This window comes from Bradyrhizobium sp. LTSP857 (genome assembly GCF_000938285.1).
Taxonomy (GTDB): domain Bacteria; phylum Pseudomonadota; class Alphaproteobacteria; order Rhizobiales; family Xanthobacteraceae; genus Bradyrhizobium.
In genome coordinates this window covers 150,411-170,925 of sequence record NZ_JYMS01000017.1, presented here as the reverse complement: position 1 = coordinate 170,925, position 20,515 = coordinate 150,411, and the positions used below count along the sequence as shown (strand labels likewise).

Sequence of the window (20,515 nt, the reverse complement as noted above, 5' to 3'; positions counted from 1 at the left end):
TGCCCTAATAGCCACGATCACGATCGACCCGCCCCGGCAGATCCTCGCCGCGGCGGTGACGCGCGATGGTGTCGAGCACGTAGTCGACGGCCGTCTCCGGCTTCGTCGTGCTGGCGATATGCGGCGTCAGAAGAATGCGCGGATGGCTCCAGAACGGATGGCCCGCAGGCAGCGGCTCGGGTTCGGCGACATCGAGCACGGCCGCCGACAGCACGCCGCTATCAAGCGCAGCGATCAGGTCGGCTTCGACCAGGTGCCCGCCCCGCCCGACATTGAGCAGCCGCGCACCTTGCGGCAAATGCGCGAACAAGCCAGCGTTGAGGATGCCGCGTGTCTCTGGTGTGAGCGGCAGCAGGCAGACCAGAATGTCAGTCTGCGCGAGGAAATCCGGCAGCGCGTCCGCGCCCGCATAACAGGTGACGCCTTCGATGCTGCGCGGCGAGCGATTCCAGCCGAGCAGCGGAAAGCCGAACGATTTGAGTCGCTCGAGCACGGCCTGTCCGAGCAGACCGAGCCCCATCACCCCGACGCGCCGCTCCCCGGTGTGGGTGACCGGGAGCTCACGCCAGACCTGCTCCCGCTGCTGGGCGATGAACTGGACGAGATCGCGATGCAACGCGAGCGCGGACATGCAGGCATATTCAACCATGCGCTCGGTGATGCCCGGCTCCAGCATGCGGACAAGCGGAACATGAGGCGGAAGCTTGGTGATATCGAACTGGTCGACGCCCGCACCGACCGAAAAGACCAGCTCGAGATTGGGGAACGTCACCGCGATGTCGTCCGGCGGCTGCCAGGCCACCAGATAGCGCACCGCCAAGGGATCACCGAGATCGGGCCAGAGCCGGAACGGCAGGTCGGGCGCACGCTCCGCGAAGAGCCGCGCCCATTCAGCGCCGCGAACCAGATTGGCCTTGTAGAGGACTGTCATCTCGCGAACCGCCGCTGCTAGAACGGGCTGACCGGCGCGAGCCGGCGGCCGTCGATCATGCGCTTGTGGCTATAGGCCGCCGGGTCGACCAGCGGCGTCGAGCCGGTCACGATGTCGGCGGCGAGCTTGCCCGCCGCAGGTCCAATGCCAAAGCCGTGGCCGGAGAAGCCGGTTGCGAGGAAGAAGCCGGGCAAGGCGTCGACCGGCGAGATCACCGGAATTGTATCCGGCGTGCAGTCGATCGTGCCGCCCCAGGCCTCGGCGATCTCGATGTCCTTCAATTCAGGATTCGACTTGATCAGCGAAGCGAGTGCCGCATTGACCAGCGACATGTCCGGCGCGGGATCGCGTACGCGCTCGGTCTCGAATGGCGACGGCTTGTCAAAGCCCCAGCTCGTGCCGCGCATGAGCTGGTCGAAGAACGACTTGCCGAACGACATCTTCAGACCATTGCGACGATGCAGATAGGTCGGCCAGAAGGTCCAGGCGTAACGGAACAGATCGGGCGACAGCTCGACCGTACCGCGATTGCGCAGCGCCAGCGTAAAGCCACCGTCGAGGCGGCGGCGGATGCAGTAGAAGTCGGTGCCGAGTGCGCCGGATGTGATTTCGGGTCCCGGCGTGGTCCGGCATGCGGTGGCGTTGACGAGACCGATCGGCAGCTCGATGCCGTGGCGTCGGCAGAACAGCGACGACCACGCGCCACCCGACAGCAGCACGGATTGGGTACGAATGGTCCCCTTCTCGGTGACGACCGCGCTGACGCGCCCGCCTTGCGTCTCCAGCCCGCGCGCAGCGCAGCCCTGGTGAATAGTGACGCCGTGTTTTCGCGCGGCGGTCGCAAGCGCCGGCACCGCCATCGACGGCTCGGCCCGCCCATCGCTCGGCGTGTGCAGGCCGCCGACCCATGTCTCGGCATTGCCGGGCAGGCGCTCGGCGATCTCGGCCGGCGTCAGGACCGTGGAGTGAACCTGCTGCTCGCGCGCCATCGCCGCCCAGCGCTCCCAGCCGGCGAGTTCGTCCTTGCTCTTGGTCAGGAACAATACGCCGGTGCGGCGGAAGCCGGCATCGACGCCGGCGTCGTTCTGCATGTCGTCCCACAGCCGCAGCGCCTCGCGGGCAAGCGGGAGCTCCTCTCGCGCACGGCCCTGCTGGCGGCACCAACCCCAGTTGCGACTCGACTGCTCGCCGCCGAGATGCCCCTTCTCGACAAGCGCGACGGAGAGACCCTTTTTCGCCAGATGATAGGCCGCGGAGACGCCGATGACACCGCCGCCGATGACGACGACGTCCGCCTGCGCCGGCAGGCGTTCGTCGCTGTTTATACGGTTGAGCGGCGGGGACATCGGACACTCCTGGTATTCAGTTCAATCGAAGCAAGTTTGTCGATCATGGGATGTTCATCCGCGGATCGAGCGCGTCGCGCAGGCCGTCGCCGAGGAAGTTGAAGCTCGTCACGGCAAGCGTGATCGCGAGGCCCGGCGCAATCGCAAGCCAGGGCGCGCTGGTGAGATAGATCTGCGCGTTGTTGAGCATGTTGCCCCAGCTCGCGGCCGGCGGCTGGATGCCGTAGCCGAGATAGCTGACATAGGATTCGAGCAGGATTGCCTGGGCAACGTTCAGCGTTGCCGCCACCACGATCGGCGCAATCGCGTTGGGCACCAGCTCGCGGAACATGATCCGCAGGTTCGACGAACCGAACGCGAGAGCTGCGACCGCGAATTCGCGCTCGCGCAGTGAACGGACCTGGGCCTCGACGATGCGGGCGACGCTCATCCATGCGGTCGCCGCAATCAGCACGGTGGTGGTGACGGGGCCGGGCTCGGTGAGCGCGGCGAGTGCAAGCAGGAGAAAGATCGTCGGAAAGCACAGCACGGCATCAACGAGCCGCATCAACACCGCGCCGACCACGCCGCCATAGAACCCGGCGAAGGCGCCGACCACGATGCCGACCGCCATCGCCATCACCATCGCGACGATACCGACCAAGAGCGACACGCGTCCGCCCATCATCAAGCGCGCCAGCACGTCGCGGCCGAGTTCGTCCGTGCCGAGGATATGCGCACCCGCAAACGGCGGCGCGAATCGCTTCATGATGTCGATATAGGTATCGTCGAACGGCAGCAGATACGGGCCAAACGCCGAACCGAGGACAAGGACCAGGATGATCACGGCACCCGCGAGTGCGAGCCGGTGCCGCCGGAATCGACGCCACGCCGCCTGGCCGGGCGCGGGCTGGTCCGTGGAGAGGGCCGCAATCGTCATCGGCTAGCCCACCCGGATGCGCGGATCGACGACGGCATAGAAGATGTCGGCCAGCAGCGAGCCGATCAGCACCATGATCGCCGAGAACATTAGAATGCCCATCACCACGGGATAGTCGCGATAGCCGATCGAATCGAGGAACAGCCGGCCCATGCCGGGCCAGGTGAACACGGTCTCGGCCACCAGCGCGCCGCCAAGCAGCGTCGGAAACTGGAGGCCCGCCACCGTGATCATCGGCAGCAGCGCGTTGCGCAGAGCGTGCACGGTGAGGATGCGCCATTCCGGCATGCCCTTGGCCCGCGCGGTGCGGATGTAGTCCTGGTTGATCACCTCGAGCATCGAGGAGCGCATGAAACGGCCCCACATCGCGGTCTCGACCAGCGCCAGCACCAGCGCCGGCGCAATCAGATGATGCAGCAGGTCGAGCAGCGAGCCGTCGCCGACGGTTTCGCGGTTACCGGCCGGCAGCCAGCCGAGCTTCACCGAGAACACGTAGATGGTGACGAGGCCGAACCAGAAGGTCGGGATCGACAGCGCGACCATGGCGCCGACGGTTGCCAGCGTATCGAACAACGAATAGCGGCGTAGCGCGCCGAGTATGCCGATCCAGCAGCCGAGCAGGACTGCGATGATGGTCGCCGTCGCCATCAGCTCCAGCGTGGCGCCGAGATGCGACGAGATCACGGTCAGCACCGGCTCGCCATCGCGGTAGGAGCGGCCCCAATCGCCCTTGAGCATGCGGCCGAACCAGTCGAGATACTGGATCGGCAGCGGGCGATCGAGCCCGAGCTGTTTGGTGACGCGGTCGAGATCCTCCTGCGTCATCTGCGCGGAGGCCGCGAATTGCGAGAGCGGACCGCCTGGCGCCAGATGCAGGATGGCAAAGCCGATCGCGGAGACGATCACCAGCAGCATGATCGCCTGCGCCAGGCGATTGGCGACGTAACGGGCCATCTCAGGCGATCCCGCGGACCGGATGCATCAGGCCCAATACCACTCGCGGATGTTCCAGCAATTGATCGACATGTTGATGTTGGGGCGGAAACCCTGGAGCCCCTCCTTCACGCCTTCGGCGATGAAGCCCTGGAACAGCGGCAGGATGGCGAGGTCGTTGCGGACGAGCTTTTGCAGATCGCCATAGGTGGTCTTGCGCTGCGCGAGATCGAACTGCTTGGCGCCTTCGGCAAGCAGCCGGTCGGCTTCCGCGCTCTGATATTGATAGGTGTTGTAGCCGCGGCCGCCCTTGGCGGGAATGGCGCCGGAGCCGAAGCGCGGCGTCACATCGGGGTCGCTGCCAAGCATGAAATTCACCCCCACGATCACCGAGTTGAACTTCGACTGCTGCCAGAAGTCGCCCCAGATCACCGCCGCCGGCATGTTGTTGACGCGCATCGTCGCACCGATCGCGCGCCAGTCCTGGATCAGGAGTTGCTGGGTCTGCTCGCGCACGGCGTTGCCTGATGTCGTCGAATTGGTGAATTCGAGCTTGACGCCGCCCTTCTCGCGCACGCCGCCTGCGCCGCGAACCCATCCCGCGGCATCGAGCAGCGCATTGGCTTTTGCGGGATCAAATTTATGTTGCGGCAGGCCCTGCTGGAACGACCAGGCCTGCTGTGGCACAAAACTCTCGGTCTGCGTCGGCAGGCCATAATTCAGCGCATCGATGATCGCCTGCTTGTTGATCGCGAGATACAGCGCCTCGCGTACAGTGCGGTCGGTGAAGGGACCGAAGTCCAGGTTGGGTGCGATGTGCTCCACCGAAGACGTCGAGGAGACCACGATCTTGCGGCCCTTCAGCGTCTTCGCCTCCTGCACGAAGTTCGGCAGGATGCCTGCGAGGCCTGTGTAATCGACCTGACCAGTGCGGAACTGGGTGTAGAGAACGGTGAGGTCCGGGATGTATTTGAAGACCACCCGTTCGACGTAAGGCCCCTTGCCGTGGTAGCCGACATGGGCATTCAACAGGATGTGGTCGCCGGGCACGCGCTCGCCCCAGCGGAACGGTCCTGTCCCTACGGGCGCGTTGTGGAATGGCGACGAATTCGGATCCGACGCCTTCTCCAGGATATGTTTGGGCACGATGAAGGTCAGCGATCCCAGAATCGACATGTAAGGCGAATAGGCAGCCTCCATCCGCCAATGGATCTCGTCGGGCGCGACGACCTTGATGTCCTTCACCAGGTTATGGCCGACACGACTACGCGCACGGAAGTCCGGATTGTTGTTCAACTCGAGGGTGAACTTCACGTCGTCGGCCGTGAACGGCGTACCGTCGTGCCATTTCACGTCGCTGCGCAGCTTGATCTTCCATGTCAGGCCGTCGGCCGACAGGCCGCCATTCTCGATGGTCGGGACTTCGCGCGCGAGGTCGGGAATGAACTTGCCGTCGGGATCGATGAACCAGAGCGGCGAGAACACCTGCCACCAGACGCCCTGATCGACCTCGATGCCGGGCATCAGCGGATGGAAGACCGTCGGCTCCTGCGACAGCGCCGCAATCACCTGCCCGCGCGGCTTGTCCGGCGGATTGGAGGGGCGTTCAGTCTGGGCGAAGGCGTTGCCTGCAAGGCTCCATCCCGCCGCGGCGCCCGCCCCGAGCTGGACAAACTGACGGCGATTCGGAATGCCGAGTTGCAGTGCCCCAACGCCGAGCTTGCCGGTGTCGTCTGCCATGACCACTCTCCGTTGTCGCACGCGGCACCGTCTCCCGCGCCCCCAAAACCCCGGCAAGGGGACAGGAGTGGGCTTTAGTGCTTCTAAATTTTTCTACCAAAAGTTCATCACGACTAAATACAGCTGTCAATCGGATTGCTAGGATGCGCGACGTTTTCACTCTGACTGAGCGCCGCCGGCCATTCCGGCGGCGAGGCAATGCATGGGAGAGCGACATGGATGGTCGCGGCGACACGAGCGGTCCGAAGGACGCTCCGACGATCGACAGCGACGAGGCGAGCGACCAGCGCCTCGGCGAGACCGTGCGGCTGCTGCGTCAGCGTGCCGGTCTCTCGATCCAGGACGTCGCCAACAAGACCGGCCTCTCCAACGGCATGATCAGCCAGCTCGAACGCGCGCGCGCCATGCCGTCGATCCGCACGCTACGCCTGCTCAGCATCGCGCTCGAAGTGCCCATCTCCTATTTCTTCGAGACCAGCGATCCAGCCGCCGACGTGCAGCGCTACATCGTGCGCAAGAACAACCGGCGCCTGCTGCGGCTCACAGCCAGCGGCGTCGTCAAGGAAGCGCTGACGCCGGAAGGCACGGGCCAGCTCGAGCTCTATGACCTCACGCTCAATCCCGGCGCCTCGTCCGGCACCGATTTCTTGCAGCACACCGGCGAGAAGGCCGGCTACATCCTGTCCGGAAGCCTGCGGCTGTGGCTCGACAACCAGGCCCATCTGTTAGAGGCCGGCGACAGTTTCCGCTTTCCGAGCATCGTACCGCACATGTTCGACAACCCGACCCAGCAGGCGGCGCGCGTGATCTGGGTCACAACACTGCAACAGACTGATTCGCCCGCAGGTTGAAGCGCCCCGCCGCCGTCCGGCAGCGCCCGAAATTGTCCCTCGACGGAGCGGCACGGAATCGGTAGCTCACATGAAGCCGGACTCCTCGGCAGGGCGGCCGGGGCAATCCGCGGCTGACGTGTTTGGTACGAGACCATGAAACCCAGGGGGCTTCTGACACTCGCGATGGCCGCGCAAGTCGTCGTGACCGCTGTGGCTCTCGTCGCCTCCTATGCTGTCGCCAGCGGGTTTGGCATCGCCCAGCTCGTTGCCCTGCTGGCGAGCGCCGCTGTTGCGGTGCTGCTCGCACGGCTGTGCGCACGCACGATCGAGCTATCGCAGGACAAGGGCATCGCCGTGCAACTGGCCGAGCAGGCGCAGGCGCGCGCGGACAGCGCACAGATGACGCAAGCCGTCATCAAGACCGCGCTCGATGCCTTCGTTCAGACCGACGAAACCGGAATTGTGCTGGAGTGGAGCCTTCAGGCCGAAGCCCTGACCGGATGGTCGCGGCAGGAGGCCATCGGCGCCGACGTCGTCGACCTCCTGATCGCCGAGCCGCTCCGTGCCGGCTTTCGGCAGCGCATGATGCGGCTCCTGCAGGAATTGTCGGACACGCCGATCGGCATCCGCTTCGAAGCAAGCCTGCGGCACAGGAACGGCGACGAGATCCTGATCGAGGCGTCGAGCGCGGTGCTCCGCCTCGGCAGCCGCACCATGATCAACAACTTCGTCAAGGACGTGACGCAAAAGCGCGCCGCCGAGGAGCAGTTGGTCCAGTCCCAGAAGATGGACGCGATCGGCCAGCTCACCGGCGGCATCGCGCATGAATTCAACAACATGCTCACGGTGATCACGGGCACGATCGAGATCCTTGCCGACGCCGTGAAGGACGACCCGCCGCTCGCAACCATCACCAAGCTGATCAGCGAGGCGGCCGACCGCGGCGCCGCGCTGACATCGAGCCTGCTCTCCTTTGCGCGAAAGCAGGCGCTGCTGCCGGCCGAGATCGACGTCAACGAACTGCTCGAAGAGCTCGCAAAGCTGCTGCTGGCGACCTTCGACAAGAAGATCGAGATCGTGACGAAGCTCGACGGCAAGATCTGGCTCGCCTTCGCCGACCGCGGACAGCTCAGCTCGGCGCTGCTCAACCTCGCCATCAACGCCCGCGATGCGATGTCCGATGGTGGCAAGCTCACGCTGACGACACGCAACGTCGTGTTCGGCGTCCGCGAAGCCGTCGCGGTCGGCGCCGGCTATGCCGGCGACTATGTCGAGATCGAGATCGCCGATAATGGCACGGGCATGCCGCAAGCCATTGTCGAGCGGATCTTCGATCCGTTCTTCTCGACCAAGGAGGTCGGCAAGGGCACGGGGCTCGGGCTCAGCATGGTGTTCGGCTTCGTCAAGCAGTCCGGCGGCGGCATCAGGGTCAGCTCCGCAGAAGGCCACGGCACGACATTCATGATCTACCTGCCCAAGGCCGAGAGCAGCACGCTTCGCCCGACCGGTTATGACCAACGCAAGGTCGTGGGCGGGACGGAAACCATCCTTTGCGTCGAGGACGACCGCGACGTCCGTCAATACGTCACCGTCCAGCTCAAGAGCCTCGGCTACAAGGTCCTCCCCGCCGCCAACGCGACCGAAGCGCTCGCCATCGCGGCCGAAGGGACACCGTTCGACCTGCTCTTCACTGACATCGTGATGGCCGGCGGCATCAACGGGCGCGAGCTCGCCGAGCAAATGGTGGCAGCGCGCCCCTCCCTGCGGGTCCTCTTCACATCGGGCTATGCCTACGACTCGCCGCACGCCCAGAGCCGCGCCACAGCGGGCGCGCCGCTTCTGACCAAGCCCTACCGCAAGGCGGAGCTCGCGCGCATGCTGCGCCGCTCTCTCGACACCGCCGTCGATTCCGTCGGCGATCCGATCCCGACGCCCTATTCGGTGCAGGCCGAGGCCGAGGGCTTCCTGCGCAAGCAGTCGTCGGACGACAGCGCTGCGACACGATCGCGAAAATAAGCGGCTCCCTGCGCCTCTAGCTCACCCGCCGCCTCAGCGTCGCCGACGGCGTCTCGCCGAATTTTTCGCGATAGGCGCCGGCCATGCGGCCGAGATGGGTGAAGCCGAGATCGAAGGCAATGTCGGTGATGGAGGCGCCGGGCGCGGCGTGCAAGAGCCGTGCGTGAAGATGCGCCAGGCGAATGTCGAGCAGCATTTCCGAGATCGACAGGCCAAAGTGACGGCGGAAACCGAGTTGCAGCGCGCGGATGCCGATGCCGGAGGCACAGGCGAGTTGATCGAGATCGAGCGGCTCGATGGCGTTGGCTTCGAGACAATCCCGCGCGGCGCGCAGTGCGCGCGGCAGCCGTTCCGCTCTGCCGGAAAAGGTCGTGATTGCATCTGACAGGTCGTGCCGCTGGCCGTTGAGGAGATGATCGAGCAGCGTCTCGCGCCAATCGGCGACGGCTACTGCCGGGAGCCTGCCCGCGGGGCCAAGACGTTCGGCAAGCGTCATCAACTCATCGAGTCCTGCGCACAGGCTGCGCGCGGCCGGCGCGTTGAGATCGATGGCCGAATCGAATTCGACCGCACCTGCGGACTTGCCGGAGAGCGCCGCGGCGCGCTGCTCCACCATGCGGCGGTCGAGCAGCAGGATGAGCTGGGCGCAGTCGTGCCAGACCATCCGGGTCGGCACTGTCGGCGAGAGCAGTGACGCCACCGCTCCGGGCGACGTTGCGAAATCCTGGCTGCCGGCACGAATTTTCGTCGATCCCCTCAGTGGAATCTGCACCAGGAAAAAGCTCTCCAGGCAGCCTGGATCGATCGTGACCGAGCCGCCATAGGCGACGTAGTTGATGGAAAAGCCGTCAAAGGTGGCGCAATTGTGCCTCGCGTAAAAGCCGGCGGCCCTGGCCCGAAGCGGCTGCAAATCATGTGGGCAGAAGATGCGGCCGATCTGCTCCGCCGCCTCGTCGACGTCGCCTGTCGAGACGCGGGCGAAGTCCGCAAGCCTGATGGCCTGGGAACGGTTCGCGCTCATCTCCAGCTCGGCTGCAGACATCGTCGACCACGCTTCGCGTTGCGGAATTATTTTAAACCTATAATAGTTTCCGGTCCCCCGAAAGAGCCCAGTCGCAAAAACGTCGTGCCGCACCGCACCGGACGTGTCCGGATTCGTTTGGCGGATAGACAGCGCCCGGCCGCTATCCGATGCTCCCTCAGCCGGGATCCATATGGAGGCGAGCCATGACTGCACTCGAAAAGGGCATTACCGCGAACGGTACGGGCTATGACGGCAAGAGCTGGAATATTCTGGGCCAGGTCTATTTCCCAAAAGCCGTCACCGACTCCACCTTCGCGTTCGAGACCAACAGCGAGCCCGGCCAGTTCGTGCCGGTGCACATTCATCCGACCCAGGACGAATTCATCCTGGTGCAGGAAGGCACGCTCGACCTCAAGCTCGACGGCAAATGGGTCAAGGCCCATGCCGGCGACCTCGTGCGCCTGCCGCGCGGCATCCCGCACGGCTATTTCAACAAATCCGACAAACCGGCCCGCGCGCTGTTCTGGGTCTCGCCGATGCAACAGCTGGAAGCGTTGTTCAACCAGCTCCACAATCTGGCCGACCCCGCCGAAGTCGTGCGCATCTCGGCCCTGCACGAGGTCGACTTCCTGCCGCCCGAAGCCAACGATTAGGCGGCCGGCCTCCTCGTCCATTTCAGCTGCTTGCGGTCGCGCGTTGCGGCCGAATGCGGCCGCTTGCGCCCAAAGACAACCTTGATTGCGAGCAGTCCCATGGTCAGCCCAAAGCATGTCTGCGTGATTGGCGCCGGCGTCTCCGGCCTTGCCGCCGCAAAGGCGTTCGCCACCCGCGGTCACCGCGTCACCATTGTCGAACGCAGTACCGATCTCGGCGGCGTCTGGGAGCCGGCACGCTCCTATCCGGAGGTGCAGACCCAGAGCCCCAAGGATCTCTACCGCTACACCGACCGCGCCATGCCGGAGGCCTATCCGGAATGGCCGACCGGGCCGCAAGTCCATGCCTATCTCACCGACTACGCGAGGGGCTTTGGCCTTGACCGCATGCTGCGTCTCGGCACCAGCGTCGCGGGCATGGAGCGCCGCACCGACGGCAAGCCGGGCTGGTCGCTCGCGCTTTCCAACAGCGGCGGCGCGACCTCGAAAGAGGATTTCGACTTCGTTGCGGTCTGCACGGGCCAGTTTAATGAGCCGCGGGGACTGGATTGTGCCGGCCAAGACGATTTCCTGGCGCAGGGCGGACAGATCCTGCATTCATCGAAATACAACGACCCTGCGCTGGCGAAGGGCCGCCGCGTCGTCGTGCTCGGCGGATCGAAATCGGCAACCGACATCGCGGTGAATGCGGTGAAATCGGGCGCACGCGAGGTGACAATCGTGATGCGCGAGCGGATCTGGCGCATCCCGTATTTCATCGGCGGGCTCGTGAACTTCAAGCGCATCCTCTACATCCGCGCCCAGGAGGACATGTTTCCGGGCTGGGGTGCAAGCGCGATGGCACGGCTGACCCATCGCATCGCCGCGCCTCTCGTCTGGGCCAACTGGCGCGGGCTCGAAAGCCTCTTGAAGGTGCAGCTCAAGCTGAAGCGATGCAACATGGTGCCCAAGGAGCGGATTGAGGACGGCGTCAACTGCTCGGTGCCGATCGCAACGCCCGGCTTCTATCCGATGGTGGCCGACGGCCGCATCAAGGCGGTGTTCGGCAGCTTCGATCACTATGAAGGCAACAGCATCGTCATGAGCGGCGGCGAGCGCATAGCGGCCGACGTCGCCGTGCTCGCGATCGGCTATAAACTCGGCGTGCCCTTCCTGCCGGGGGCGTATCAGGCAAAGCTGGTCGATGCGGACGGGCAGTACCGGCTCTATCGCCTGATCGCTAATCCCGATCTGCCGGAGCTAGGCTTCGTCGGCTTCAACTCGTCGTTCTGCACCGTGCTCTGCGCCGATCTCGCCGCCAACTGGCTGGTCCGCTACGCCGATGGCCAGCTCGCTCGCCAGCCAACGACACAACAGATGCGCGACAGCATCGAGATGATGCTGCACTTCAAGCGCGTCGAACGGCCGGCCGCGAGTGTCTATGGCGGCCTGTGCATCGCGCCGTATCACTACCGCCATTTCGACGAGCTGATGGCTGACATCGGCGCCAAGGAACAGAAGCGCGGCGGGCTCGCTGGGCGCTTCCTGCCGCCGGATGCGGATGCCTATGCGAAGTTCCTGGCTTCGGCGCCGGAGTACCGGGCGGCGTGAAGCCACCCTAGTTGGTGATGCGGGCTTCGTTGACCGCGTGATTGAACATCGCGTTTAATGCGGCCGTGATGTCGGCTGGCGTGTTCGCGGTGTAGAAGAAGCCCGGCGAGGCGCAGTTTTGCAGGCTCGTCGGAATATTCGGGATGTTCCAGTTGGCGTAATCGTCCTCATCGCCAGCGAAGGACGTGTTGACGGGGTCGATCTTCTGGTAGGGAATGTAAAGTACCGAAATGATGATGCCGCGCTTCTTCAGCGGCGTGCACGACGTGGTCGGATCGATCGTCGTAGCGTGGTTGCTGCCGGACCAGGAGCCGTTGGGAACGCCTTTGACCTGCGGATCCTGTGCACCGTCGGTCACGAGGAAGACGTAGGGTAATGTGTTGGTCGACGCGCTGCCGTCGCCGACGCTCTTGATCAGATCGTTCACGTTCGACAGCGCCGTGTCGATATGCGTGCCGCCCGAGCCGAGATCCGTGCTCATATTGGTATCGAGCAGGGTCGCCAGATTCGCAGCCGCATAGTTGATGGTCGAAGGATTGGTCGTCGAACCGTTGATGCTGCTGGTCAGGCCATAATACGCATAGGCATACCGGATGAAGGGATAGAGACCGATCCGGAACTGGTTCGCCACCTTCTCGGTACTGTTCGCCGTGACGAACAACTGGTTCACCGCATAGCCGACGGCATCCAGACGCAACTGAATGCAGGAATCGGTCCCGTCAGTCGGACAGTTCGCCACCGTCGCGAGATTCGAGTAGAGCGAATTCGGCAGGCCGGAGACGATCGAAGACGGCAACTCCACCTTCATGGGATTGCTGGTCTTCTTGGTGAGGAGCCCCTTGTATCCACTCTGGCTGACGCGCGAGATGGCATAGCCGAGACAGTAATTGTTGGTGGGGTAACCCTGCGTTCCGGAGTCTGTGCAGGCGCTGTTCTGGGGCGAGAAATGGCACGCGAGCGTGCAGCCCGTCGGATATTGCTGATAGTTGTCGGGGTTGATCGACTGCATGCGCTGCGCTTCCTTGGTGGTCGACGGCAGACCCATCGAGCCCGAGACGTCCAGCGTCAGATAGAAATCGAGATACAGCGGCAAGGTCGTGGTCGATGACGAGCTGCCGGTCACGTTCAGGCTCTTGTAACCGAGCAGCTGCATGAAGGTGACCGGCACATTCGCGCTGAACTGCACATTCGACGTCAGCTTGTTTCCGGTCTTGGTGACGGTGCTCGTCACACCCAGATTGGTGTAGCTGTTGGCGAATGTCGCAGCATTTCCGCTGAAGATGTTGTTCGCCTCCGTCACACCGGCGGAAACCGAACCGTTCGACGTCATAGCCATCGCGGCGATGTAGCCGGCCGAGTTGATCGAGATCGAGGCGACGCTGGCCGAATCCGACGAGCTTTGCAGCTTGGCTTTGATGCGCGTCGCCATGCTGTAGTCGATGGCACATCCAATCGTCGCGATGATCGGCACGAGCGCGATCGCGAAAGTGACGGCGATATTGGCATCGGTGTCGCGCCTCAATCGCGACATGAGCCGTCCAAGACGGCCGATCGTTTCGAGAATTGCCACTGCCAAGCCCCCGCCCGACTGTTCGTATTGAAATGACTGAGATGAATTGCAAGAAGGTGAGACGAAGCTGATGCCAGAACCAACGCGCGGTAGCACTGATGATAAATTTCGCGCCGGAAGACTCGAATCGTCCTTGATGCGATGGTGCATTGTGCTGATGCGAAGCTACTGAAACGTAAAGGCGTTTTGTCAGCCTCCGGTCAGCCTCAGCCGAAAAACCCGTTGTTCTACGGAGATCTGAGGCTCTCCTTCCTCGACCGACACCGCGCGGATGCTTACGATCTGCGCAGCTGCCGAATCGATAGGCCCTGGGAGCCCGCGATGCGACCAAGACGTCACGCCGCCGCTGTGATGGCGGCGCTTGCCCTGCTCCTCACAACGCCCGCTTTGGGACAGAGCGCGCTCACGGCGAAGCAATCGGATGCGGTTGCCGCCTACGATCGCGCGCTCGGCGACTTCAAATCGATCCTTGCCGAGCGGCGCAGCCAGATCGAGGCGAAGCAGCCGCTGCCGAACCTGCCGGGCCAGGCGCTCTATCTTGCGCGCGTCGCGGTGATCAGTGCTTACAAGGATCTCACCGACGCCATGCCGTCGCGGATCGGAAAGCCCAACAAGTTCGAAATTCCCCCGGCCTATTTCGATGCCGAGATCGAGCCGCTGGTCGACGAATATGCGAGGCTGTTCGAGATCATGGAGGCGCCGCCCGCGGACGCGCAAGCCTCCGCGACGCCGTTCAAGGACGTCGTCGATCTTGCCGCAGCGATTGCGCGTGCCAAGGGGCTCGCGCCGGTGCACGCCGACGCGGCGGGCCGGATCAGCCTGGGGCTGTTCTACGCGGAGACCAACGGCAAGCAGAACGTCCGCAACGGGCGCTCGAACACCTATATGGGCAGCTTCCAGACCGGTCCGTCCGAAGACCGCAACGGCCACAGGAAGTGGGAGGCCATCAAGCCGACGATTGCAGCCACCGATCCCGGGCTGAATGCGCGCGACGACAAGGAAGAGGCGCGGGCCCGCGGCACCGATCACCGCTTCAATCACTGGACCAACGTGCGCGACGGCCTGATGAACGCGCATGCGGAGCTGTTTGCCGAGATCCCCGCGATCGTGAAGACACTGCCGGATCCGATCGACCAGATGAAGCTGTTCGAGCTAATCCAGATCATCCCCACCCCGACGCGGTCCGCGCTCAAATCGGGCGACCTGCTCGGCTACAGGGTGTCCAATCCCACCATCATGAAACATCTGCGCAACAACAGCATCTTCGCCTTCGGACAGGCCGACAGGGCGCGAACATCAGCCAGCTTCCGCGAAATTCTCGGCGCGATGTGGCTGTTCAAGCGGAAATTCGAGAAGGCGATGGCGAAATACGCGGAGATCAAGCCGCGCTGAGAGACCGGTTGCAACCGCGACTGGACGTCGTAGACTCTCGATCTCATCGACAGCGCGGACAACGCATGCGCATTCTCGTTCTGGGCGGCAGCCAGTTTCTCGGACGCGCAATCGCCGCCCGCGCCTGCGCCGCCGGCCATGACGTCACCTGCGCGGCCCGCGGCCTCGCGGGCCCAATCGCACCCGGTGCCCGCCTCGTCCGGATCGACCGCGACGCCGCCGACGGCCTCGATCCGCTTGCGGGCGAGGTGTTTGACGCCGTCGTCGACGTCGCCCGTCATCCGGGCCAGGTCCGCCGCGCGGTCGCGGCCCTGAAGCGGCCGGGCGTGCATTGGACCTTCGTCTCCACGGTCAGCGTATATGCAGACAACCGCATACCCGGACAACGCGCGGATACAGCGCCGCTGCGCGAGCCTGCGACTGAGGACGTGGAGCACAGCACCGAGGCGATTTATGGCGCCGCCAAGGTCGCCTGCGAGCAGGCTGTCGGCACGGATGCCTTCATTTGCCGGGCCGGCCTCATCGCAGGGCCGGAGGATCCGACCGGTCGCTTCGCCTATTGGCCGGCACGGCTGGCGCGCGGCGGTGAGGTGCTGGCACCGGGATCGCCGGAGGATGCCGTCCAGTTCATCGACGTGCGCGATCTCGCGCAGTGGATCGTGCATGCGGCCGAAACCCGCCTGACCGGCATCTATGACGGAATTGGACCGGTGCTTACCCGCGGCGAATTCCTGGCCGAATGCGCTTCCGCGCTGGGCTCTGCCTACACCTTCACCTGGATCGATCGCACATTCCTGGAAGCGCATGACGTGCGGCGCTGGGCGGGCCCACGGTCACTGCCGCTGTGGCTGCCCTTGCCCGACTTCGCCGGCTTTCTGACCCGCGACACGTCACCGGCGCGTGAGGCCGGATTGACCGCGCGACCACTTGCGATCACCGCGCGCGAAACGCTCGACTGGCTCAACGCGGGCAACGGGCCGGTCGTCGGTCTCACCAGCGATGAAGAGAACGACGTGCTGGCCGCGTGGCACGCGGGCAGGACGAGCTAGTTCTCCAGCTTGTAGCCATCCGTCAGCGTCTTCAGGAAGGCAATGATGTCGGCCTCGTCCTGCTCCGTCATCGCCGGCTTGTCGCCGAGGTGACGATCGAACGGCGGATCGGTGACATCGACATTGGCATGATATTTTTGCGGCAGGTCGTCGTATTTCTGCACCGCGCCGACGGCGGCATGCGGAAAGACCTTGTCCGGGTTGGTGTCACGGAAATTGTAGAAGTCCATCACCCGCTCGAGGGTGCTGAAGGCGCCGTTGTGGAAGAAGGCGTGACGCGTCGCGGTATTGCGCAGCGTCGGCGTCAGGAACATGCCGCAATATTGCGTCTGCTCGGCGACGTCGGTGCGATGCGGACCGCAGACGCCGAGATCGAAATAGTTCGGATCGCGATTGTTCGCGAGCGCGGCGTTGCGCGGCGCGCCGAGCGCCTCGTATTGATGGTCGGTGAACAGCGGCGGCAGGCCGTCGCGGGTCGGCGCCGAGGTGTGGCAGCCGGCGCAGTTGGCCTTGTCGGGATCGTTGAACAATTGCAGGCCGCGCAATTCGCTCTCGGAGAGCCGCGCCTTGCCCTCGAGCCAGTAATCGTACTTGCTGCTGTAGGGATGGAAGCTCACCTCTTCGACTTGGTAGCGAGCCACGGCAAACATCGCTTCCGCGATCAATAGCCGCTGATTTTTGAGGACGCCGGCGCCGAACAGCTCGACGAAACGCCCCGCATAAGACGCGTGGCGCAGCTTGTCCGCGACGATCTCGGCGCTACCGCCGTCCATCTCGTTGGGATCGAGCAGCGGGAACAGCGCCTGGTCCTGAAGCGTGTCGGCGCGACCGTCCCAGAACAGGCCGCCCTGCGGCACGATGTTCGCCGACGCGCCCGTGCCGCCCGCGGTCTTGGTCGTACGTGCGGCCTGCTGGCCGAGCGCGGCCATCTGCGCGAGGTCGATGATATTGTCGTCGTCGCCCTTGTCGGGGCCGATGCTGAAATTCGGTTGGCGCTCCAGATAGGTCAGTGACGGAACGGCACGCGCGCCCTGCCGCGACAGGGTGGCGCCGCCGAGCATGACCGGCCCGTCATTGGGCGGGCCGTAGGCATGATCCGGGCTGTGGCAGGACGCGCAGGACAGCGCGCCGGACGAGGACAGCGACGCATCGAAAAAGATCGCCTTGCCGAGCTGCGCCATCGCCGAGAGCGGCGCGACCGGCGGGCGATAGAGATGAACCGGGTTCGGATTGAGGCCAGACGGGGTCGCCTCGGCCAGTCCTCGCGTCTCGACCGCAAAGACAGCGCCGGCCAGCGAGAGCAGGCCGGCGCCGAGGAGCCACAAAGTGCGGCTGTGCATATGACGTCCTGTAGAACTAGTGGTGGTGGTGCTCGTCCGGCGGGCTGACGATGACCGTGCCGACGGTCGGATCGAGGAACAGCGCGTCAGTGCGGAAGTCGTGGCGATGGTCCTGATCGAAGTCGAACAGATCCATGATCGATCCGGTCGAGGCATCGAACGAACCGCCGCCCAGGCGCTGGCCGCGCAGCCAATTGTCCTCGATGAAGCGAATCACCGAAGCCTGGGTCGAGTAGGTGTGGCTGACGTAGTTCGTCCTGGCATAGGGCGAGATCACGATCAGAGGAACGCGCGTGCCCGGACCGCAGCGGCCATTCACCGGCTTGCCGCTGAGGCCCTTCGGCGCCGGCTGCTTCTGCGGACCGAGGCCGCAGACGCCGGGGCCGTTGACCTGATCGGCGGTCGGATCGTAGGAGGCGCTCTTCGGCGCAAGGTACTGATGGTCGTACCATCCGTCGGAGTCGTCATAGGTGATGATGACGGCGGTCTCGCGCCACTCCGGCTGCTTCTGGAGGAAGTTGATCAGCTCGACATTGCCGGCCTGCTCGTCGAGCGGATCGGAGTTGCCGGGATGACCGTCCTGGAAGGCCGGCATCTTGACGTAGGAGACGGCCGGGAAATTGCCGGCCTTAATCGCGGCATAGAGGTCTTCGAGATCGTAGGCGTGGTTGGCAGGATCGACCTTGCCATTGAAGTCATGAGTGTGGCCGATCGCATTGACCGAGCTCGGCCGCGCGTGGGTCGGGTTGGCGGTCGACTTGTAATACTGGAACCAGGCGTGGTGCGGAATATAGTCCACGATGGTGCCGTTGACGTTGCCTGAGAAGGTGCTGCGACCGCAACCGGTGGTGCCGTTCGCGTTCTTGAGCGTGGTGTCGAAGCCGCCCATGAAGCTGCCCCAGCTGATGTGCTCGTCGTTGAGCAGGTCGCCGATGTTCTTGCTGGTCATCAGCACGGTGCTGGTCGTGCTCGAGCACGAATCGTAGGCCGGATCGGTGTCGCCGATCAGCGTCAGGCCGCCCTGGCCGTCGGCGATCGACGATGAGGTGCCGACGATGTTCTGCGCACCGTTGGTCTGGCCGGAAACCACCGAGAGCGCGCCCTGAGTCGACGGACCGAAAGTGTCGGTCCAGTTGTTGTCGCTCATGGCGAAGTGCTGGGCATAGTTCCAGAACGCCGTGACGGTGTTGCCGTCGAAATAGCCCAACACCTGACCGTTGGTGCCGAACGCACCGGCGCCGCCGGCGGTGCCGCGGCCGGTGAATTTCGGGAACAGGTCTTCTTTGCCGTTGTCGACGGCCTGCTGCTCGGGCGTGTAGGCGTGGTTCTGCGACTTCGTGTTGGCCTGGGTGCGGTCGAGCCGGAACGGATCGGCCGCGCCGGTGCCGTTGGCCGGGTTGTTGTTCGGGTTGTTCACCAGCAGATTGGCGTTGGCGAGGTTGTTGACCTTCGGCGTATGCGGCTTCGGCACGAAGGGGATCGCGCCCGATGGATTGCCTGCATTGGGATAGGTCGCGAAGTAATGATCGAACGAGCGGTTCTCGTTGAAGATGACCACGAGATGCTTGATCGGCGTCTCGGTGTGGACCTCATGCGGATGGTGATCATGATCGCGATCGTGGTCATGATCCCGGTCCCGGCCGAAATCGTCTGCGAGAACCGGCATGGCGCACGCAAGTGCCGTCGCGGCCGCGAAAATCGCAGCCGTCGTCAAAAATCTGGATTTCATCTCTGTTTTGCCCCGAAGGAGTGACGCCGCGACCCTAGCGATCACATTTGACAGAGCTGTGTCAGTTTGACGCAAGAGACACTTTGCGCGGTTGTTCGGACAGAAATTTTTACGAACGGGCTTTGCCCGGGGCTGTTGCGCATCATCCCCGCCAGGACGCTTCATGCGCATTTATTCCATGCGCCAAAGCAAAAATGATCGCCGGGGAGTTATTGCGAAATCTGTTCGGTTGCATTTAGCTTCGCCAAACAAAAACTTACGGGGGAAATCATGAAAACCGTTCTTCGCACCCGCACACGCCATGCCGCATCAGCCTTGCTGGCAACCACCTTGGCCGGCCTGGCCAATTTCGCCGCACATGCCGAGATCGTCGTTACCGCGAATGACGGCAAGATGGCGCTGGAGAACGGCAATGCCGTGGTGCGCAAGCAGCCGCTGCCGGACACGGTCAGCGTCATCGATTTCACCGACGGCACGCTGAAGCTGCTCGCCGAGATACCGGCCCCCGCCAGCGTCGTCGGCCCGCCGCCAAGCGTCGCGGTCGCTCCCGATGGCGCGTTTGCGCTGGTCACGGGCGCCATAAAGGTCGATCCGGCGGATGCGACCAAGACGGTACCCGACGACAAGCTCTCCGTCATCGACCTGAAATCCTCGCCGCCCAAGGTACTTGCGACCTTGCAGGCCGGGGCGGGTGCGGCCGGCGTCTCGATCAACCGTTCAGCGACGCTGGCGCTGGTTGCCAACCGGAGTGAAGGCACGGTCTCGGTCTTCACGATCAGCGGCAACAATCTGACGCCGGCGGGCAAGATCCAGCTCGGCGATGCCAAATCCGGCCCAAGCCACGCCGTGTTCTCGCGCGATGGAGCGACCGCGCTGGTCACCCGCGACGGAGACAGCCGGATCTCGCTGCTGACGGTGGATGGGAGCAAGGTCGAGTACGCCAAGCGCGATCTCTATTCGGGCGTGCGCCCCTACGACATTGATCTCACCGTGAACGCCACCGCAATCGTCGGCAATGTCGGCGCCAGCGGCGGTGACACCGATACGATCAGCCTGATCGACATGACGGCGAAGCCGATCCGCGTCGTCAATACGGTCAGCGTCGGGCAGACGCCTGAGGGCGTGAAGATGTCCCCGGACGGCAACTACGTCGCCGTGACCGTCATGAACGGCTCGAACAAGCCGTCGGCCTCGCCGTTCTTCAACGATTTCGGCCTGCTGAAGATCTACAAGATCTCGGGGACCGAGCTCGCGCCGGTGGCGGAAGCAAAGATCGGCCATTGGTGCCAGGGCATGGCGTGGTCGAAGGACTCCAAATATCTCCTGACCCAATGCATGGTCGAGAGCGAGCTCATCGCGTTCTCGTTCGACGGCAAGACGCTGAACAAGACGTCCACGCTCAAGATGCAGGTGAGCCCGGCAGGCATCGGAACCGCGGAGCCATAGGGCC

General features: G+C 64.1%; 16 protein-coding genes. 7 read left to right on the top strand and 9 right to left on the bottom strand.

Annotation, left to right across the window (positions count from 1 at the left end; translation table 11 throughout):
- Positions 1-4 precede the first annotated feature (4 nt).
- Genes UP06_RS08870 through UP06_RS08850 form a run of 5 tightly spaced genes read right to left on the bottom strand, consistent with a single transcriptional unit; the run spans position 5 to position 5,869 of the window.
- Entirely contained in the window at positions 5-931 is a 927-nt protein-coding gene (locus UP06_RS08870; RefSeq protein ID WP_045002146.1) for a 2-hydroxyacid dehydrogenase, read from the bottom strand.
- Positions 932-948: 17 nt separating this feature from the next.
- Complete coding sequence (locus UP06_RS08865; protein ID WP_045002145.1) at positions 949-2,277, bottom strand: NAD(P)/FAD-dependent oxidoreductase; 1,329 nt, start codon at positions 2,275-2,277, stop codon at positions 949-951.
- Between the two features lie 43 nt (positions 2,278-2,320).
- Positions 2,321-3,196, bottom strand: a complete 876-nt coding sequence (locus UP06_RS08860; protein WP_045002144.1) for an ABC transporter permease — start codon at positions 3,194-3,196, stop codon at positions 2,321-2,323.
- A 3-nt stretch (positions 3,197-3,199) separates the two neighbouring features.
- Positions 3,200-4,150 (bottom strand): ABC transporter permease, encoded by a 951-nt coding sequence (locus tag UP06_RS08855; protein ID WP_045002143.1) that lies wholly within the window; start codon positions 4,148-4,150, stop codon positions 3,200-3,202.
- A gap of 27 nt (positions 4,151-4,177) precedes the next feature.
- Positions 4,178-5,869 carry a peptide ABC transporter substrate-binding protein gene (locus UP06_RS08850; RefSeq protein ID WP_045002142.1) on the bottom strand — a complete coding sequence of 564 codons (1,692 nt, stop codon included), beginning with the start codon at positions 5,867-5,869 and terminating at the stop codon, positions 4,178-4,180.
- Between the two features lie 215 nt (positions 5,870-6,084).
- Between UP06_RS08850 and UP06_RS08845 the strand changes: the two genes are divergently transcribed.
- Positions 6,085-6,720, top strand: coding sequence for a helix-turn-helix domain-containing protein (locus UP06_RS08845; protein WP_045002141.1), 636 nt, complete (start codon positions 6,085-6,087; stop codon positions 6,718-6,720).
- A 135-nt stretch (positions 6,721-6,855) separates the two neighbouring features.
- Complete coding sequence (locus UP06_RS08840; RefSeq protein WP_045002140.1) at positions 6,856-8,718, top strand: hybrid sensor histidine kinase/response regulator; 1,863 nt, start codon at positions 6,856-6,858, stop codon at positions 8,716-8,718.
- A gap of 16 nt (positions 8,719-8,734) precedes the next feature.
- On the opposite strand, the gene UP06_RS08835 is transcribed toward UP06_RS08840, so the two are convergent.
- Positions 8,735-9,760, bottom strand: a complete 1,026-nt coding sequence (locus tag UP06_RS08835) for an AraC family transcriptional regulator (protein WP_045002139.1) — start codon at positions 9,758-9,760, stop codon at positions 8,735-8,737.
- A 185-nt stretch (positions 9,761-9,945) separates the two neighbouring features.
- On the opposite strand from UP06_RS08835, the gene UP06_RS08830 reads away from it, so the two are divergent.
- Together UP06_RS08830 and UP06_RS08825 are read left to right on the top strand one after the other, a co-directional pair.
- Positions 9,946-10,395 carry a cupin domain-containing protein gene (locus UP06_RS08830; protein WP_045002138.1) on the top strand — a complete coding sequence of 150 codons (450 nt, stop codon included), beginning with the start codon at positions 9,946-9,948 and terminating at the stop codon, positions 10,393-10,395.
- 99 nt (positions 10,396-10,494) lie between these two features.
- Positions 10,495-11,985: a flavin-containing monooxygenase gene (locus tag UP06_RS08825; protein ID WP_045002137.1), complete on the top strand. Its 1,491-nt coding sequence runs from the start codon at positions 10,495-10,497 to the stop codon at positions 11,983-11,985.
- Positions 11,986-11,992: 7 nt separating this feature from the next.
- Here UP06_RS08825 and UP06_RS08820 read toward each other — a convergent pair whose 3' ends face one another.
- A complete protein-coding gene (locus tag UP06_RS08820; protein ID WP_045002136.1) occupies positions 11,993-13,516 on the bottom strand; it encodes a pilus assembly protein in 1,524 nt (507 codons plus the stop codon).
- A 360-nt stretch (positions 13,517-13,876) separates the two neighbouring features.
- Between UP06_RS08820 and UP06_RS08815 the strand changes: the two genes are divergently transcribed.
- Positions 13,877-14,947: a hypothetical protein gene (locus UP06_RS08815; RefSeq protein WP_045002135.1), complete on the top strand. Its 1,071-nt coding sequence runs from the start codon at positions 13,877-13,879 to the stop codon at positions 14,945-14,947.
- Between the two features lie 65 nt (positions 14,948-15,012).
- Positions 15,013-15,996 (top strand): NAD-dependent epimerase/dehydratase family protein, encoded by a 984-nt coding sequence (locus UP06_RS08810; RefSeq protein ID WP_045002134.1) that lies wholly within the window; start codon positions 15,013-15,015, stop codon positions 15,994-15,996.
- Here UP06_RS08810 and UP06_RS08805 read toward each other — a convergent pair.
- Complete coding sequence (locus UP06_RS08805) at positions 15,993-17,336, bottom strand: cytochrome-c peroxidase (RefSeq protein ID WP_045002133.1); 1,344 nt, start codon at positions 17,334-17,336, stop codon at positions 15,993-15,995. The two genes, UP06_RS08810 and UP06_RS08805, sit on opposite strands and share 4 nt — an antisense overlap.
- Positions 17,337-17,352: 16 nt before the next feature.
- Complete coding sequence (locus UP06_RS08800; protein WP_045002132.1) at positions 17,353-19,065, bottom strand: alkaline phosphatase family protein; 1,713 nt, start codon at positions 19,063-19,065, stop codon at positions 17,353-17,355.
- A gap of 270 nt (positions 19,066-19,335) precedes the next feature.
- Between UP06_RS08800 and UP06_RS08795 the strand changes: the two genes are divergently transcribed.
- Positions 19,336-20,511: a beta-propeller fold lactonase family protein gene (locus tag UP06_RS08795; RefSeq protein WP_045002131.1), complete on the top strand. Its 1,176-nt coding sequence runs from the start codon at positions 19,336-19,338 to the stop codon at positions 20,509-20,511.
- The last annotated feature ends 4 nt before the right edge of the window (positions 20,512-20,515 follow it).

Excerpts from the sequence above, each read along its gene's own strand:
- UP06_RS08870 (WP_045002146.1), bottom strand. The coding sequence starts at position 931 with ATGACAGTCCTCTACAAGGCCAATCTGGTTCGCGGCGCTGAATGGGCG.
- UP06_RS08865 (WP_045002145.1), bottom strand. The coding sequence starts at position 2,277 with ATGTCCCCGCCGCTCAACCGTATAAACAGCGACGAACGCCTGCCGGCG.
- UP06_RS08860 (WP_045002144.1), bottom strand. The coding sequence starts at position 3,196 with ATGACGATTGCGGCCCTCTCCACGGACCAGCCCGCGCCCGGCCAGGCG.
- UP06_RS08855 (WP_045002143.1), bottom strand. The coding sequence starts at position 4,150 with ATGGCCCGTTACGTCGCCAATCGCCTGGCGCAGGCGATCATGCTGCTG.
- UP06_RS08850 (WP_045002142.1), bottom strand. The coding sequence starts at position 5,869 with ATGGCAGACGACACCGGCAAGCTCGGCGTTGGGGCACTGCAACTCGGC.
- UP06_RS08845 (WP_045002141.1), top strand. The coding sequence starts at position 6,085 with ATGGATGGTCGCGGCGACACGAGCGGTCCGAAGGACGCTCCGACGATC.
- UP06_RS08840 (WP_045002140.1), top strand. The coding sequence starts at position 6,856 with ATGAAACCCAGGGGGCTTCTGACACTCGCGATGGCCGCGCAAGTCGTC.
- UP06_RS08835 (WP_045002139.1), bottom strand. The coding sequence starts at position 9,760 with ATGTCTGCAGCCGAGCTGGAGATGAGCGCGAACCGTTCCCAGGCCATC.
- UP06_RS08830 (WP_045002138.1), top strand. The coding sequence starts at position 9,946 with ATGACTGCACTCGAAAAGGGCATTACCGCGAACGGTACGGGCTATGAC.
- UP06_RS08825 (WP_045002137.1), top strand. The coding sequence starts at position 10,495 with ATGGTCAGCCCAAAGCATGTCTGCGTGATTGGCGCCGGCGTCTCCGGC.
- UP06_RS08820 (WP_045002136.1), bottom strand. The coding sequence starts at position 13,516 with ATGTCGCGATTGAGGCGCGACACCGATGCCAATATCGCCGTCACTTTC.
- UP06_RS08815 (WP_045002135.1), top strand. The coding sequence starts at position 13,877 with ATGCGACCAAGACGTCACGCCGCCGCTGTGATGGCGGCGCTTGCCCTG.
- UP06_RS08810 (WP_045002134.1), top strand. The coding sequence starts at position 15,013 with ATGCGCATTCTCGTTCTGGGCGGCAGCCAGTTTCTCGGACGCGCAATC.
- UP06_RS08805 (WP_045002133.1), bottom strand. The coding sequence starts at position 17,336 with ATGCACAGCCGCACTTTGTGGCTCCTCGGCGCCGGCCTGCTCTCGCTG.
- UP06_RS08800 (WP_045002132.1), bottom strand. The coding sequence starts at position 19,065 with ATGAAATCCAGATTTTTGACGACGGCTGCGATTTTCGCGGCCGCGACG.
- UP06_RS08795 (WP_045002131.1), top strand. The coding sequence starts at position 19,336 with ATGAAAACCGTTCTTCGCACCCGCACACGCCATGCCGCATCAGCCTTG.